Below are 14,897 nucleotides of genomic sequence, written 5' to 3'. Positions count from 1 at the left end.
CCGATCCGGCATAGGCCTGATCCGGTAGGGGCGCGGGTCACAACGTCGGCGGGGCCGATTTGCTGCCGCGTTCGCGATAAGGCGTCGTGTCGTAATGCGCCCGGTAGCATTTGGAGAAATGCGAAGGTGATGCAAACCCGCAGGCAAGCGCCACATTGATCACACTCATATCGGTCTGCATCAACAGGTTGCGCGCCTTCTGCAACCGCAGTTCCATATAATAGCGTTTGGGAGATCGGTTGAGATAGCGACGGAACAGCCGCTCCAGCTGGCGGGTCGACATGCCGACATTCTGCGCCAGAATGGAGGGGCTGATCGGCTCCTCGATATTGGCTTCCATCATCTGGATCACCATAGACAATTTTGGGTGGCGCACCCCGATCCGGGTCGGGATCGACAGGCGCTGCGTGTCCTGATCGGTCCGAATCGATGAATAGATGAGCTGATCGGCCACCGAATTGGCGATATCCTCGCCGTGATCATTGGCAATCAGCTTCAGCATCAGGTCGATGGAGGAGGTACCGCCGGCTGTCGACATCCGGTTGCCGTCGATGACAAAGACCGATTTGGTCAGCTCGACCTCGTCAAACTCCTCGTTGAAACTGTCGGCATTCTCCCAGTGAATCGTGGCACGTCTGCCATCCAGCAGGCCCGCGCGCGCCAGCGCATATGACGCCGTGCACAGCCCGCCAACCTTCAACCCCTTGCGCGCTTCGCGACGCAGCCACGACAGCAGTTTTTTTGTGGTGGCTTCCTGCACCGAAATACCGGAGCACAACAGAATTGTGTCATCGCGCTGGAGTTCGATCAGGTCGTCATCCACCTGAAAGGATGTTCCGGCCGAACAGCTGACCGTGCCGCCGCCTTCGGCCAAGAGCATCCAGGTGTAGACCTCGCGGCCAATCATCCGGTTGGCAATTCGCAGACATTCCAGCGCCGAGGCAAAAGACAGCATCGTAAAACGGTCAAGCAAAACAAAGGCATAACGCCGGGATTGGGGCCCTTTGGTCGGGCTTGGTGTTGGCTTGCTCTGCGTCTGCATGGCCAGCGTCCTCATTCAATATTTCTGTTCTTCGCAAGGGCGGATTTTGCGAAATTCGGGCACCGTGTTCATAGCTTCGCGGTGTCGTCAAGACTTTGCAAATCTAAACTGGTCAGCCGGAGTGTGATTTCGTATAGATGGCGTTCGTTAACTTTGAGACCTCTTATGCGGAGACACAGCTATGAGTGAGTGGCAAAAATCGACCTGGCGCCAAAAACCGCGGGTGCAAATGCCAGAATATACCAACGCCGACGCGCTGTCGGCTGTTGAGGCTCAGCTGTCAAAATATCCGCCGCTGGTATTTGCCGGTGAGGCGCGACGGCTGAAACAACACCTCGGCGCTGCCGGCCGGGGCGAGGCATTCCTGCTTCAGGGCGGCGACTGCGCCGAAAGCTTCGACCAGTTCAGCGCCGATGCGATCCGCGATACCTTCAAGGTGATGTTGCAGATGGCGATGGTGCTAACCTACGGTGCCAAGGTGCCGGTGATCAAGGTCGGCCGCATGGCGGGCCAGTTCGCCAAACCCCGCAGCGCACCGACAGAGACCGTGAATGGCGTCGAGCTGCCCAGCTACCGCGGTGACATCATCAACGATCTGGCCTTCACCGAGGCCTCCCGCGTGCCAGACCCGCAGCGGATGCTGCAGGCCTATACTCAGGCCGCCGCGACGCTGAACCTGATCCGGGCGTTCTCAACCGGCGGTTATGCCGATGTGAACCAGGTCCACGCCTGGACGCTGGGCTTTACCGAGGGCGAGAAGGCCGAAAGCTATCGTGAAATGGCGAATCGCATCACCGATACGCTCGACTTCATGAAGGCGGCCGGCATCAACAATGATACCGCGCACACCTTGCAGTCGGTTGACTTCTACACCAGTCACGAAGGTTTGCTGCTGGAGTATGAAGAGGCGTTGACCCGTCTGGATTCGACCTCCGGCAAATGGCTGGCCGGCTCCGGCCACATGCTGTGGATCGGCGACCGGACCCGTCAACCGGATGGCGCACACGTGGAATTCTGCAGCGGCGTGCTGAACCCGATTGGTCTGAAATGTGGTCCGACCACAACGGCCGAGGATCTGAAGGTTCTGATGGCCAAGCTGAACCCGGAGAATGAGGAAGGTCGTCTGACCCTGATCGCACGCTTTGGCGCAGGCAAAGCCGGCGAACACCTGCCACGCCTGATCAAGGCGGTTCAGGAAGAGGGCGCCAAGGTGACCTGGGTCTGCGACCCGATGCACGGCAACACCATCAAATCCTCCACCGGCTACAAGACCCGCCCGTTTGAGAGCGTCCTGCGCGAGGTTCGCGACTTCTTTGCGATCCACACCGCAGAGGGCACCATCCCGGGCGGCGTGCATTTCGAGATGACCGGTCAGGACGTCACCGAATGCACCGGCGGCGTGCGCGCAGTCACCGATGAGGATCTCAGCGACCGTTATCACACGGCCTGCGACCCGCGCCTGAACGCCAGCCAATCGCTGGAGCTGGCCTTCCTCGTTGCGGAAGAAGTCTCGCAGCTGCGCGCCCGCACCGCGGAGCGTCAAGCCGGCTGATCACCCACAGATCCACCCTGATCATCAGGATGGCACCTAGCAATGGACCCTCACCCATCCGGGTGAGGGTCTTTTTATTCAAAGGGTTGGGAGAAGTTTCTGAGGCACCTTAGCCAGAGTTTCGGCAGCGATCCGCAAGGCGCCACCAGCCCCGTGGGCGCAGCACCTTGAACATGGCGACAGGTTGTTTGCGCATCTGACAAAAGGGAAACGCCCCGGACCTTCTGTCGCGGGGCGTCTGCTTTCTAGCTATGTCCAGTAGCGCGAAAGTATCTCGGGAATATGCTGTGCCGTCTCAGGCCTCAGTCTTTGCTGACCACCAGTCGCAGGTGGCTGCCGCGCGTCTTGGCGGGCTGTTTTTCGGCCTTTGGCGCCACGTCCTTCGCGCTCGACATCTGGCGGCTGCGCTCAATCAGCGAACGCGCTTCCGTCATCACGCTCGGCTCTGGCTCAAACCGCGCCTGGGTCTCGGCAAACCCTGGATTGGGTGTGTTGACGTCCTGCGGTTTACGCTGGGGTGCGACCGGATCAGCGGCGCGTGGCTTGGCCTTAAAGGGGGTGTCGCCCTTATGGCTGACCTGACGGATCTTTGTTTCGGTGATGGAGAACCGCTGTGACGTACCGGTCGGGTTGCCTTCGGAGATGAAAACACCCAGCGCACGGCTGATGTCGCCCAGATCGCTGCGCAGCGGCAGCAGCAGCATCCGCGCCTCACGTGCACCGCGCAGACGGTTGTTTTCGGTCTGAAGCGTCAGTTCGATGATGGCGGGCGTGTCGAACATGGTTTCCATTGCCGCGCTCATCTGTTTGCGCGCCTCCGGTGTGAAGAAAGCGGTGATCGGCATGCCGCGCACTTCCATGCCAGCCATTTCATTCACCCGCTGTCCGGCCAGACGGAACCGGGCGATACCGGGCGCGATCCGTTCCAGAATAAAGGTCTGGGGCAGGATGTTCTCCAGCCCGCGCGGGTCAATCTGCGACCGGCTGGGAATGTCATCACCCCGGCGCAGGGCGGTCCAATAGGCCTCCGCCTGACGCATGGGCGACAGCGATCCCGCAGCACGGAACCGGTCCATTGCCACAACCTTAGTTTGACCATCGGTCTGATCGTTATCTTTGCGGCCGCCAAAAAACATCGCTGTCATCCTCGCTGGATCCGGCTGGGTCATGCGCCAAGCTAAAGTTGGTTGCCTAACGATTAATGCCGAATTGGTTATCCTGAAGTTAACATGCCACAATCTTATTCAATTTTGGACTACTTCTTTAATCAATGGTTAACACTTTAGGATAGGACCGCGCGCTTATGGACTTGTCGGCTGCCCGTTTGTAAACCTTTGACCACGCAAAACTGCGCCTTGGGCGCCTCGGAGGGCAGCAGGACATGACCATCCATTCAATGACGAGCTTTGCAGCGGGACAGGGCAGCATCGGCGCCCATAGCTGGTCGTGCGAATTGCGCTCGGTCAATGCCAAGGGGCTGGATCTGCGGCTGCGCATTCCGGACTGGCTGGAGGGGCTTGAGACCAACCTGCGTGGCCAATTGAGCAAGGCGCTGTCGCGCGGCAACGTCTCCATGACCCTGCGCATCAGCCGCAGCGAAGCCGCCGCAAGCGCGCTTGAGATCAACCAGCCGGCGCTGGCATCGCTATTGCAGGCGATTGCCGAGGTGGAGCGTCAGGCCGATGCGGCGGGCATCGTGCTGGCACAGACCACGGCGGCCGATCTTCTGGCGCAGCGCGGCGTGTTGGAGCAGGCCAGCAGTGCCGATGATCCCGCCCCGATCGTGGCGGCACTGAGCGCAGATTTCGCCGCAATCCTGTCCGACTTTGTTAACATGCGCGCCAGCGAGGGCGCCGCGCTGAAGACCGTGCTGATGGACCAACTGGACCAGATCAGCACGCTGCGCGATGAGGCCGCACGCCGCGCCGAGGCCCGCAAGGATGAGGTTGCCGCAAACCTGCGGACCAATCTTGCGCGGGTTCTGGACAACAGCGACGGCGTCGATGAAACCCGTCTGGCGCAGGAACTGGCGCTTCTGGCGGTGAAATCCGACGTCACCGAAGAATTGGACCGGCTCACCGCCCATGTTGCGGCAGCGCGTGACCTTCTGGCCAAGGGCGGGGCGGTCGGGCGCAAACTGGATTTCCTGATGCAGGAATTCAACCGCGAGGCCAACACACTCTGCGCAAAAGCGCAGAACAGCGATCTGACGGCGGTCGGGCTTGAGCTGAAGGCGGTGATCGACCAGATGCGCGAGCAGGTCCAGAACATCGAATAACGACACAGAATAACAACAACGTCATAAGACATAAGGAGAGCACGCCATGGCAGATCGGCGCGGCCTGTTGATCATCCTTTCTTCGCCCTCGGGGGCCGGGAAATCCACATTGGCAAAACGACTGCGGTCCTGGGATCCCAGCATCGAATTCTCCGTCTCCGCCACCACGCGCAACCCGCGCCCGGGCGAGGTGGATGGGCAGGACTATCATTTTATCACCACCGATGCCTTTAAAACTGCGGTGAGCGAAGGCGACATGCTGGAACACGCTCATGTGTTCGGCAATTTCTACGGCTCGCCCAAGGGGCCGGTAAAGGCGGCGATTGATAGCGGGCGCGACGTGCTTTTTGATATCGACTGGCAGGGCGCCCAGCAGATCCGCAACTCGGATCTGGGCCAGCACACGCTGTCGATCTTTCTGCTGCCCCCCTCGATCTTGGAGTTGCGCCGTCGTCTGGAAAGCCGGGCGCAGGACGATGCCGCTACGATCACCCGCCGGATGGAGAAAAGCTGGGACGAGATCAGCCACTGGGGCAGCTATGACCACGTGCTGATCAACGATGACCTCGACGCAACCGAGACACAGCTGAAGACAATTATCACCGCCACCCGCCTGCGCCGGATCCAGCAGCCCCATCTGATGGACCACGTGCGCGGCCTGCAAAGCGAATTTGAGGAACTGTCATGACCATCTATGCCCTGGGCGACAAGACCCCGAACATCCACGCCGACACCTGGGTCGCGCCCGACGCCAACCTGATTGGCCTTGTGGTGCTGGAGGAGGGGGCCTCGGTCTGGTTTGGCACCACCATCCGGGCCGATCACGAAGAGATCCGTATCGGTCGCGGCTCCAACGTGCAGGAAAACTGCGTCATGCACATTGACGCAGGCTACCCGCTGACCATTGGTGAAAACTGCACCATCGGCCACAAGGTGATGCTGCATGGCTGCACCATCGGCGACAACTCCCTGATCGGAATGGGTGCGACCATTCTGAACGGTGCCAGAATCGGCAAGAACTGCCTGATCGGTGCGGGCGCCCTGATCACAGAGAATAAAGAAATCCCAGATAACTCTCTGGTCATGGGCGCACCCGGCAAGATTGTCCGGGATGTTGACGAGGCTCTGGTGCAGTCGCTGCGCCAGAGCGCTGAGCACTACCAGGAAAACATGCGTCGTTTTCGCGACGAACTGACAGAGGTCTGACACGTGAGAAATTCCAAAGGGTCGCTGATGCGGCCAGATCCCTTGCCCTTCAGCGCGAGCCATCCGGTTGTGACACCGCTCAGCCCGTCGGTGGTCTATGCCAGCGAAACGCCAGATGCGCTTGATGACCAGTACGAAGGGCGGGTGCACGGCTATACCTACTCCCGCGAAGGCCATCCCAATGCCGATGTGGTCGCCAAGCGGCTGGATGCGATGGAAGGTATGCCCGGCGGTGTCGTGACCGGCTCCGGCATGGCGGCGGTTTCGGCCGTTCTGCTGGGCCTGCTGAAAACCGGCGATCACGTGATTGGCGGCAATCAGCTCTACGGGCGGTCGATGCGCCTGATGGCCGAGGATCTGCCGCGTCTGGGCATTGAAACCACTTTGGCCAATCCCGGTGATGTGGCCGCAGTGGAGGCCGCGATCCGCCCCGAAACCAAGATGATTCTGGTCGAGGCGGTGTCAAACCCGACGCTTGCCGTCGCCGATATCGACGGGCTGGCCCAGCTCTGCAAGGATCGCAATATTCTCTTGGTGGTGGACAATACCTTTACCACGCCGCGGGGCTTTCGTCCCTTTGACCACGGCGCCGATATCGTCATCCATTCAATCACCAAGCTGCTGGCCGGCCATTCCGATGTGATGCTCGGTTATGTCGTGGCCAAGGATCCTGAGATCAACACCCGTCTCAGCGTCTATGTGGTGACCACCGGCATGACGCCCAGCCCGTTCGACTGCTGGCTCGCCGAACGCGGTATGCTCTCGTTCGAGCTGCGGTTTGAACGCGCCCAGGCCACGGCGGTGACGCTGGCGGACCATCTGGCGGGGCTGCCGGGGGTGAAGCGGGTGATCTACCCGACCCGCAAGGATCATCCCGATCACGAGCGCGCAATGGCGCTGTTGGAGGGCAGGGGCTGCAATATGGTCAGCTTCGAGCTTGAGGGCGGGCGCGCTGCCGCCAATGCCTTTACCCGGGCGGCAGATGGGCTGAACTTTGCCCCGACCCTTGGCGATGTGGGCACAACGCTGTCGCATCCGGCCTCTTCCTCGCACCGCGCCCTTAGCGCGGAGGATCGCGCAAAACTGGGGCTGAGCGAAGGGTTCTTCCGCGTCTCGGTCGGGCTTGAGGATCCGGCAACGCTCTGCGCTGTCTTCACCGAAGCGGTCGCGGCTGCCATGTCATAGTTACAATTGATTTGTAACACGGCCGGCACAGCTAAAACGCGAGGGGCACATGACTGACGATCTGATTAACGGTTTCATGGAGGCCATCCCCTTGCCAGCTGTGCTGGTCGATCAAAGCGAAAGGTTCATCGCGGCAAATGCGGCGGCGACCACGCTGCTGGGCGCCAATCTGGTCGGGCGCCATTTCGCCACCATCCTGCGCCAGCCCAATGTGGCCACGGCGATCGAAAGCTGCCTTTACGACCGCAGCGCCAAAACCGCGCGTCACCTGTCCAATGATGGCGCACAGGACACCACGTTTGAGGTGGCCCTGCGCTATGTGCCGGGCATCGGCGCCGTGAATGGCGGCGCGGCGCTGATCAGCCTCACGGATATCACCGAGCGCGAGCAGGCGAGCCAGATGCGGCGTGATTTTGTCGCCAATGTCAGCCATGAACTGCGTACGCCGCTCACTGCGCTTATGGGGTTTATCGAAACGCTGCGCGGCCCTGCACGCGATGATACTGCGGCACGGGATCGGTTTTTGCAGATCATGCAGGATGAAGCCAATCGGATGAACCGGCTGGTTGGTGATCTTCTGTCGCTGAACCGGGTCGAAAGCGAGGAGCGGGTGCGCCCGCGCGAACAACTGGATCTGGGCGCTCATCTGGCCTCGACCCTGAAATCGCTGGAGCCGGTTGCAGAGGCCGCCGAGGTGCAGCTGACGCTCGACATACCGGAGACGCCAACCGCCGTTACCGGCGATCCAGACCAGTTGCAGCAGGTCTTCACCAATCTGGTTGAGAACGCGATCAAATATGGCGGCGATCACGTCACGCTGCGGTTGCGGACCCGTGATCGTGATCCAGCGGTCCGCGCCGCTGCGGTCAGGGTCGAGGTAATCGACAATGGCAGCGGGATCGACCCCGTGCATCTGCCGCGCCTGACCGAACGGTTCTACAGGGTGGATACCCACCGATCCCGAGAGCAGGGCGGCACCGGTCTGGGGCTGGCGATTGTCAAACATATCGTCAACCGCCATCGCGGCCGCCTGCGGGTTGAAAGCAGCGCCGCCACTGGCACCGTCTTTACCGTCATCCTGCCGCGCTGAGCCGGCCACCGGGGCGCCGATGTCGCCTAAGCCGCGCCAACAGCCGCCAGCGATTAACAAAAACCGGGGCACCCGGAGCGTTTTGTCACAAAAATCCGCCAGAAATCCGGGTTTGTCATACAGCTGTTACATAGCTGTCACAAAAGGCTCACGCGCCGCCCTTAGGTGAGGGCGCAAGATCATCACGGGATGATCCTGAAAATTGACACCCAAGGAGACACAGATGTCCTTTGTGAAACTCACCGCATCCGCCCTGGCCATTTCGGCTGTTTCTGCCACTGCTGCGGCAGCGCGCGATCAGGTTCAGGTTGCCGGTTCTTCGACCGTTCTGCCCTATGCCTCCATCGTGGCCGAAGCCTTCGGCGAGAACTTCGACTTCCCGACACCGGTTGTCGAATCCGGTGGGTCCTCGGCTGGCCTCAAGCGGTTCTGCGAAGGTGTTGGTGAAAACACCATCGACGTGGCCAACGCATCGCGCCGCATCAAGGACAAGGAAATCAAGGCCTGCGCCGAAAACGGCGTGACCGATATCATCGAAGTTCAGATCGGCTATGACGGCATCGTGTTTGCCAATGACATTAAGGGCAACGCCTTTGAATACACGCCGACCGACTGGTTCCTGGCGCTCTCCGACGAAATCCTGGTTGATGGCAAAATGGTCGCCAACCCGAACAAGACCTGGGCCGACGTCAACAGCGCCTTCCCGGCACAGAACATCCAGGCCTTCATCCCCGGCACCAAGCACGGCACCCGTGAAGTCTTCGAAGACAAGGTGATCCTGGCGGGCTGTGAAGCCACCGGCGCATTCGAACACCTGCTGGCGCACGCCGAAGGCGACAGCGACAAGGCCAAGAAGAAAGCCGCAGAGAAAGCCTGCATCTCGCTGCGCACCGATGGTGTGTCGGTGGACATCGACGGCGACTACACCGAGACCCTGGCGCGGATTGAATCCAACAAGGACGGTATCGGGGTCTTTGGTCTGGCGTTCTACGAGAACAACACCGACAAGCTGCAGGTTGCCACCATGTCCGGCGTGGTTCCCACCACCGAGAGCATTGCCGAAGGGGAATACCCGGTATCGCGTCCGCTGTTCTTCTACGTGAAGAAAGCCCATATCGGCGTGATCCCCGGCCTGAAGGAATATGCTGAATTCTTCGTCGCCGATGAAGTGGCCGGTCCCGATGGCCCGCTGGCGGAATACGGTCTGGTTGCCGACCCCGAGCTGAGCAAGACACAAGCCGTGGTTTCCGAAGAAGAGGTCATGGGCGGCAATTCCTGATCGCTCGGCCAGAATGAGACAACGGGCCGGGGCATCTAGGGTTGCCCCGGCCCATTTCACGACCACCAAATGAAATACCCCTGCATGTCGGCGCGTCCGGCGCCGCAGGAGCGGAGTTTCCGCCCCACTCAAACGGAGTAGCCGATGCCGACAGTCTGGCTCGTTATTGCCCTGATCGCCCTTTCGGGGCTGGGCTTTGTGCTTGGGCGCAAGCGTGCGCTTGCTTCGGCCGGGGGCGACGCCAAGGCGTTGCATTCCCTGCCGGCCTACTATGGTCACAACGTGGCCTTCAGCGCGCTGGTGCCTGCCCTTGCCGTGTTGGCGATCTGGACATTGGCCCAGCCCATGGTGATCGAGAATCGCGTCTCGGCGATGATCCCCGCCGAGATGGTGCAGGAGAACTCCACTCTGGGTCTGGTGATGAGCGACGTGCGCCGTCTTGCCGACGGGCTGGATCAGGCGGTGGCGCAGGGGCTGCTCTCGCCGGATGAGGCGCGCAGCCTCGACAGCGGTGAAACGGATATTCGTGCCCGCCTCGGCGACATCGGCGTCGCTCTCGGGTCTGAAGTCCGCCCGGAGGTTCTGAGCGCGGCCCAGAGCTATCGCAGCCAGTCAAACAAAGGCCAGATCATCATGTCGGTGATCGTCGGTCTTCTGGCGATTGTCGGCTTTGCCTGGGCCTATGGCCGCACGCATAAGGATTTCCGCGCCCGCAATGTGGTGGAACAGGGGATCATGGCACTGCTGGTTCTGGCGGCCAGCCTCGCGATCCTGACCACGGTCGGTATCGTTTTCTCGATGCTGTTTGAGAGCATCAACTTCTTTGGCCTTCACGCCTGGTCAGATTTCTTCTTTGGCACCACATGGGCGCCGAATTTCCGCGGCGACAGCGATCTGTCGATCCTGCCGCTGCTGTGGGGCACGCTTTATATCTCTGCAATCGCCCTTGCTGTCGCAGTGCCTGTGGGCCTGTTTGCCGCCATCTACCTGTCAGAATACGCCGGCAGCACCACGCGCGCATTTGCAAAACCGCTGCTGGAAATCCTCGCAGGTATTCCGACCATCGTTTACGGCCTGTTTGCGCTGCTGACGGTTGGTCCGCTGCTGGTCAAGGTCTTTGGCCAGGGTGAGGATGGTCTGCTGGGCGTCGAATGGATGAGTGGTGCGACCTCGGTGCTGACCGCCGGACTGGTGATGGGCATCATGCTGATCCCCTTTGTCTCCTCGCTCTCTGACGACATTATCAACGCAGTGCCGCAGGCGATGCGTGATGGCTCGCTCGGGCTTGGCGCCACCAAATCGGAAACCATCCGCCAGGTGGTCCTGCCGGCGGCGCTGCCGGGCATCGTCGGCGCGGTGCTGCTGGCGGCCTCACGCGCCATTGGCGAGACGATGATCGTCGTGATGGGGGCAGGGGCGATTGCCAAGTTCTCGCTCAACCCGCTGGAATCAATGACCACGATCACCACCCGTATTGTCAGCCAGCTGACGGGTGATACGGATTTCGCCAGCCCCGAAACGCTGGTTGCCTTTGCTCTGGGGCTCACGCTGTTCGTGCTGACCCTCGGCCTGAATGTCCTGGCGCTCTATATCGTGCGCAAATACCGGGAGCAGTACGACTAATGACCGATATCAGCCAAAACACTCCGGGAAACACTCCTGGGCCAAACGCTGGTGCCGAACGGCGCCATGCAGGCTCGCTGTTGCAGCAATCGGATCGCACCCGCAAGCGCAACGCCGCCGAGCGCCGCTTTCGCGGCTATGGCATGGCCGCAATCGCGGTTGGCCTGCTGATGCTCGCTGTGCTGGTGTTCACCATCGTCAGCCGGGGCACCGGTGCCTTTCAACAGACTTTCATCACGCTTGAGGTGGAGCTGCTGGAAAGCAAGCTCGACAAATCCGGCACCCGTGATCTGGAGGCCATCAAGAAGGTGACCACCTTTGGCTACGCGCCGCTGATCAAGAACGCGATGGAAACCAAGGTGGCCGAGCTTGGCATCCAAACCGGCCTCAAGCCCAAGGAACTGGCGGGCCTCCTGTCCAAGGACGCCGCCGCGCAGCTGCGCAGCTTTGTGCTGGCCAACCCCGACCAGATTGGCGAAACGGTTGTGTTCCGCTTCCTCGCCTCCAGCCGTGTCGACGGCTACCTCAAGGGCCGGGTCAGCCGTGACAGCATCGCCAATGACAAGAGCATTTCCTCCGAACAGCTGGATCTGGTCGATGCCTTGGTTGCGGCGGGGATCGTGGCCAAGACCTTCAACCTGGATTTCATCACCGGTGCGGATGCGTCTGACGCGCGCCCCGAAGCCGCGGGCATGGGGGTTGCGATGATGGGGTCGCTGTTCATGATGCTGGTGGTGCTCGCGCTGGCGCTGCCGATTGGCGTAGCCGCGTCGATCTATCTTGAAGAATTTGCACCGAAGAACTGGCTCACCGACGTGATCGAGGTGAATATCTCCAACCTCGCGGCGGTGCCGTCCATCGTGTTCGGTATCCTCGGTCTTGCGGTGTTCATCAACTACATGCACCTGCCGATGTCGGCACCGCTGGTCGGCGGTCTGGTGCTGACGCTGATGACCCTGCCGACGGTGATCATCTCAACCCGCGCCGCATTGAAGGCTGTTCCACCGTCGATCCGCGACGCGGCGCTGGGAGTGGGGGCCTCGCGGATGCAGGCGGTGTTCCACCATGTGCTGCCGCTGGCGGCACCGGGGATCCTCACCGGCACCATCATCGGGCTGGCGCAGGCCCTTGGCGAGACCGCACCGCTGCTGCTGATCGGCATGGTGGGCTTCATCGCCTCCAACGCGCCGGAAACCATTGCCGACGGCCTGCTGGCGCCAAATTCCGCCATGCCCGCGCAGATCTACGAATGGGCAAAACGTGCCGATCCGGCATTTTACGAACGCGCCTGGGGCGGTATCATCATCCTGTTGATCTTCCTCGTGACCATGAACACAGTGGCCGTGATCCTGCGCCGCCGCTTTGAACGCCGCTGGTAAGAGGGGCAGCCGAAATGAACCAGATGACTGCATTGGACAAAGACGTGCACACAGAAAAAACCAAGATCGCCGCCAAGAATGTGAATGTCTATTACGGCGAGGCCCACGCGATCAAGGACGTGAACGTCGAGATCGAAGACAACACCGTCACCGCCTTTATCGGTCCGTCGGGCTGCGGCAAATCCACGTTCCTGCGCTGCCTGAACCGGATGAACGACACCATCGACATCTGCCGCGTGACCGGTGATATCTCGATCGACGGAGAGGATATCTACGACAATCGCGTCGACCCTGTGCAGCTGCGCGCCAAGGTTGGCATGGTGTTCCAGAAGCCGAACCCGTTCCCCAAGTCGATCTACGACAATGTTGCCTATGGCCCGCGCATTCACGGCCTGGCCGCCAATAAGGCCGAGCTGGACGAGATCGTCGAGAAATCCCTGCGCCGTGGCGCCATCTGGGATGAGGTGAAGGATCGCCTGGACGCGCCCGGCACCGGTCTGTCCGGTGGCCAGCAGCAGCGCCTGTGCATTGCGCGCGCCGTCGCGACGGAGCCGGAAGTGCTCTTGATGGATGAGCCATGTTCGGCGCTGGACCCGATTGCAACCGCCCAGATTGAAGAGCTGATCGACGAGCTGCGCAACAGCTATTCGGTGGTGATCGTCACCCACTCGATGCAGCAGGCCGCGCGCGTCAGCCAGAAAACCGCCTTCTTCCACCTCGGCAACCTGGTGGAGTTTGGCGCGACCGGCCAGATCTTTACCAATCCCGAAGATCCCCGCACCGAAAGCTATATCACCGGCCGCATCGGCTGATCGTGAGGACCAAAGACATGCCAGAGCAACATATCGCATCCGCCTTCGACCGGGATCTGGAAGCCATTCAGGCGCAGATCATGAAAATGGGGGGCCTTGTCGAGGCCGCCATCATGGACGCCGCTCGTGCACTCGAAACCCGCGACGAAGAGCTCGCCCAGCAGGTGCGCAACGGCGACAAGGCCATCGACGGGCTGGAAGAGCTGATCAACGAAGAAGCCGCCCGCGTCATCGCCATCCGCGCGCCTGCTGCGGTCGATCTGCGGCTGGTGCTGTCGGTGATGAAAATCTCCGGCAATCTCGAACGTATCGGCGATTATGCCAAGAACATTGCCAAACGCACCGCCGTTCTGGCGCAGGGGCCCAGCGTCTCTGAGAGCGCCGCCGCCATGCGCCGTATGGCGCGCGAGGTCGAGCTGATGCTGAAGGACGCGCTGGATTCCTACATCCAGCGCGACGTGGAACTGGCGCAGGACGTGATCGCCCGCGACAAAGACGTCGATCAGATGTACAACGCGCTGTTCCGCGAATTCCTCACTTTCATGATGGAAGACCCGCGCAACATCACCCCCTGTATGCACCTGCATTTTATCGCCAAGAACGTCGAGCGCATGGGCGATCATGTCACCTCGATTGCCGAACAGGTGGTCTATCTGGTGACCGGCGACAAGCCCGAGGATGACCGGCAGAAAGCCGACACGACATCCTCTGTGCCGCAGGAGGTCTGACCATGGCTGCCGACCAACCCACCGTTCTGGTGGTCGAGGACGAATTGGCCCAACGCGAGGTTCTTTCCTATAATCTTGAGGCCGACGGGTTTCGTGTGCTGCGCGCCGAACATGGCGAAGAGGCGCTGCTGGTTGTCGAAGAGGACATGCCCGATATCATCGTGCTCGATTGGATGATGCCCAATCTCAGCGGCATCGAAGTCTGCCGTCGGCTGAAGTCGCGCCCCGAAACCCGGAACATTCCGATCATCATGCTGTCGGCCCGTTCGGAAGAGGTCGACAAGGTGCGCGGGCTGGAAACCGGCGCCGATGATTACGTGGTGAAGCCCTATTCGGTGATCGAACTGATGGCCCGCGTGCGCACGCAGTTGCGGCGGGTACGCCCCTCGACCGTCGGGGTGCGGCTGGAATTTGACGATATCGTGCTGGACGCCGAGACTCATAAGGTCAGCCGGGCCGAGGCGCCGCTCAAACTTGGCCCGACCGAGTTTCGCCTGCTCTCCACCTTCATGGAGAAACCGGGCCGGGTCTGGAGCCGCGAGCAGCTCTTGGACCGGGTCTGGGGGCGCGATATCTATGTCGATACACGCACCGTCGATGTCCATATCGGCCGGCTGCGCAAGGCGCTGACCCAACACGGCGGATCCGACCCGGTGCGGACGGTCCGTGGCGCGGGCTACGCGTTAGGGTAGCAATCTAACTACATGAAAAATATGCGGCTTA

General features: G+C 61.0%; 14 protein-coding genes. 12 read left to right on the top strand and 2 right to left on the bottom strand.

Features of this window, described 5'->3' with window-relative positions:
- Positions 1-37: 37 nt before the first annotated feature.
- A complete protein-coding gene (locus VWZ85_RS11710) occupies positions 38-1,042 on the bottom strand; it encodes a GlxA family transcriptional regulator (protein WP_340545583.1) in 1,005 nt (334 codons plus the stop codon).
- Positions 1,043-1,223: 181 nt separating this feature from the next.
- Between VWZ85_RS11710 and VWZ85_RS11705 the strand changes: the two genes are divergently transcribed.
- Positions 1,224-2,594, top strand: a complete 1,371-nt coding sequence (locus VWZ85_RS11705) for a class II 3-deoxy-7-phosphoheptulonate synthase (RefSeq protein ID WP_416534932.1) — start codon at positions 1,224-1,226, stop codon at positions 2,592-2,594.
- A 302-nt stretch (positions 2,595-2,896) separates the two neighbouring features.
- Here the strand turns inward: VWZ85_RS11705 and VWZ85_RS11700 are convergent, their stop codons facing one another.
- Complete coding sequence (locus VWZ85_RS11700; RefSeq protein ID WP_416588839.1) at positions 2,897-3,730, bottom strand: PAS domain-containing protein; 834 nt, start codon at positions 3,728-3,730, stop codon at positions 2,897-2,899.
- Positions 3,731-3,975: 245 nt separating this feature from the next.
- On the opposite strand from VWZ85_RS11700, the gene VWZ85_RS11695 reads away from it, so the two are divergent.
- The 11 genes from VWZ85_RS11695 (at position 3,976) to phoB (ending at position 14,866) form a co-directional block, all read left to right on the top strand.
- Positions 3,976-4,872, top strand: coding sequence for a YicC/YloC family endoribonuclease (locus VWZ85_RS11695; RefSeq protein ID WP_340545581.1), 897 nt, complete (start codon positions 3,976-3,978; stop codon positions 4,870-4,872).
- A 46-nt stretch (positions 4,873-4,918) separates the two neighbouring features.
- Positions 4,919-5,560, top strand: a complete 642-nt coding sequence (gmk, locus tag VWZ85_RS11690) for a guanylate kinase (protein ID WP_416534934.1) — start codon at positions 4,919-4,921, stop codon at positions 5,558-5,560.
- Positions 5,557-6,078: a gamma carbonic anhydrase family protein gene (locus tag VWZ85_RS11685; RefSeq protein ID WP_340545579.1), complete on the top strand. Its 522-nt coding sequence runs from the start codon at positions 5,557-5,559 to the stop codon at positions 6,076-6,078. Before gmk ends, VWZ85_RS11685 begins: the two co-directional genes overlap by 4 nt.
- A gap of 27 nt (positions 6,079-6,105) precedes the next feature.
- Positions 6,106-7,263, top strand: a complete 1,158-nt coding sequence (locus tag VWZ85_RS11680; RefSeq protein WP_416534935.1) for a trans-sulfuration enzyme family protein — start codon at positions 6,106-6,108, stop codon at positions 7,261-7,263.
- Positions 7,264-7,312: 49 nt separating this feature from the next.
- Positions 7,313-8,353 (top strand): sensor histidine kinase, encoded by a 1,041-nt coding sequence (locus VWZ85_RS11675; RefSeq protein ID WP_416588349.1) that lies wholly within the window; start codon positions 7,313-7,315, stop codon positions 8,351-8,353.
- Positions 8,354-8,576: 223 nt separating this feature from the next.
- The gene (locus VWZ85_RS11670; RefSeq protein WP_340545576.1) at positions 8,577-9,632 is read left to right on the top strand and encodes a substrate-binding domain-containing protein; all 1,056 of its coding nucleotides are present in this window, start codon (positions 8,577-8,579) and stop codon (positions 9,630-9,632) included.
- A 144-nt stretch (positions 9,633-9,776) separates the two neighbouring features.
- On the top strand, positions 9,777-11,255 hold the full coding sequence (gene pstC / locus VWZ85_RS11665) for a phosphate ABC transporter permease subunit PstC (RefSeq protein WP_416588346.1): 1,479 nt from the start codon (positions 9,777-9,779) through the stop codon (positions 11,253-11,255).
- A complete protein-coding gene (gene pstA, locus VWZ85_RS11660; protein WP_416534937.1) occupies positions 11,255-12,634 on the top strand; it encodes a phosphate ABC transporter permease PstA in 1,380 nt (459 codons plus the stop codon). The genes pstC and pstA overlap by 1 nt, the downstream gene beginning before the upstream one ends.
- Before the next feature lie 14 nt (positions 12,635-12,648).
- Positions 12,649-13,446, top strand: coding sequence for a phosphate ABC transporter ATP-binding protein PstB (gene pstB, locus VWZ85_RS11655; RefSeq protein ID WP_061049311.1), 798 nt, complete (start codon positions 12,649-12,651; stop codon positions 13,444-13,446).
- A gap of 17 nt (positions 13,447-13,463) precedes the next feature.
- A complete protein-coding gene (gene phoU, locus VWZ85_RS11650; RefSeq protein ID WP_061049310.1) occupies positions 13,464-14,174 on the top strand; it encodes a phosphate signaling complex protein PhoU in 711 nt (236 codons plus the stop codon).
- 2 nt (positions 14,175-14,176) lie between these two features.
- Entirely contained in the window at positions 14,177-14,866 is a 690-nt protein-coding gene (gene phoB / locus VWZ85_RS11645) for a phosphate regulon transcriptional regulator PhoB (protein WP_061049309.1), read from the top strand.
- The last annotated feature ends 31 nt before the right edge of the window (positions 14,867-14,897 follow it).

It is taken from the genome of Phaeobacter sp. JH20_29, from assembly GCF_048056175.1.
Classification (GTDB): Bacteria; Pseudomonadota; Alphaproteobacteria; order Rhodobacterales; family Rhodobacteraceae; genus Phaeobacter; species Phaeobacter bryozoorum.
This window is presented reverse-complemented; position numbering and strand designations above follow the sequence as displayed.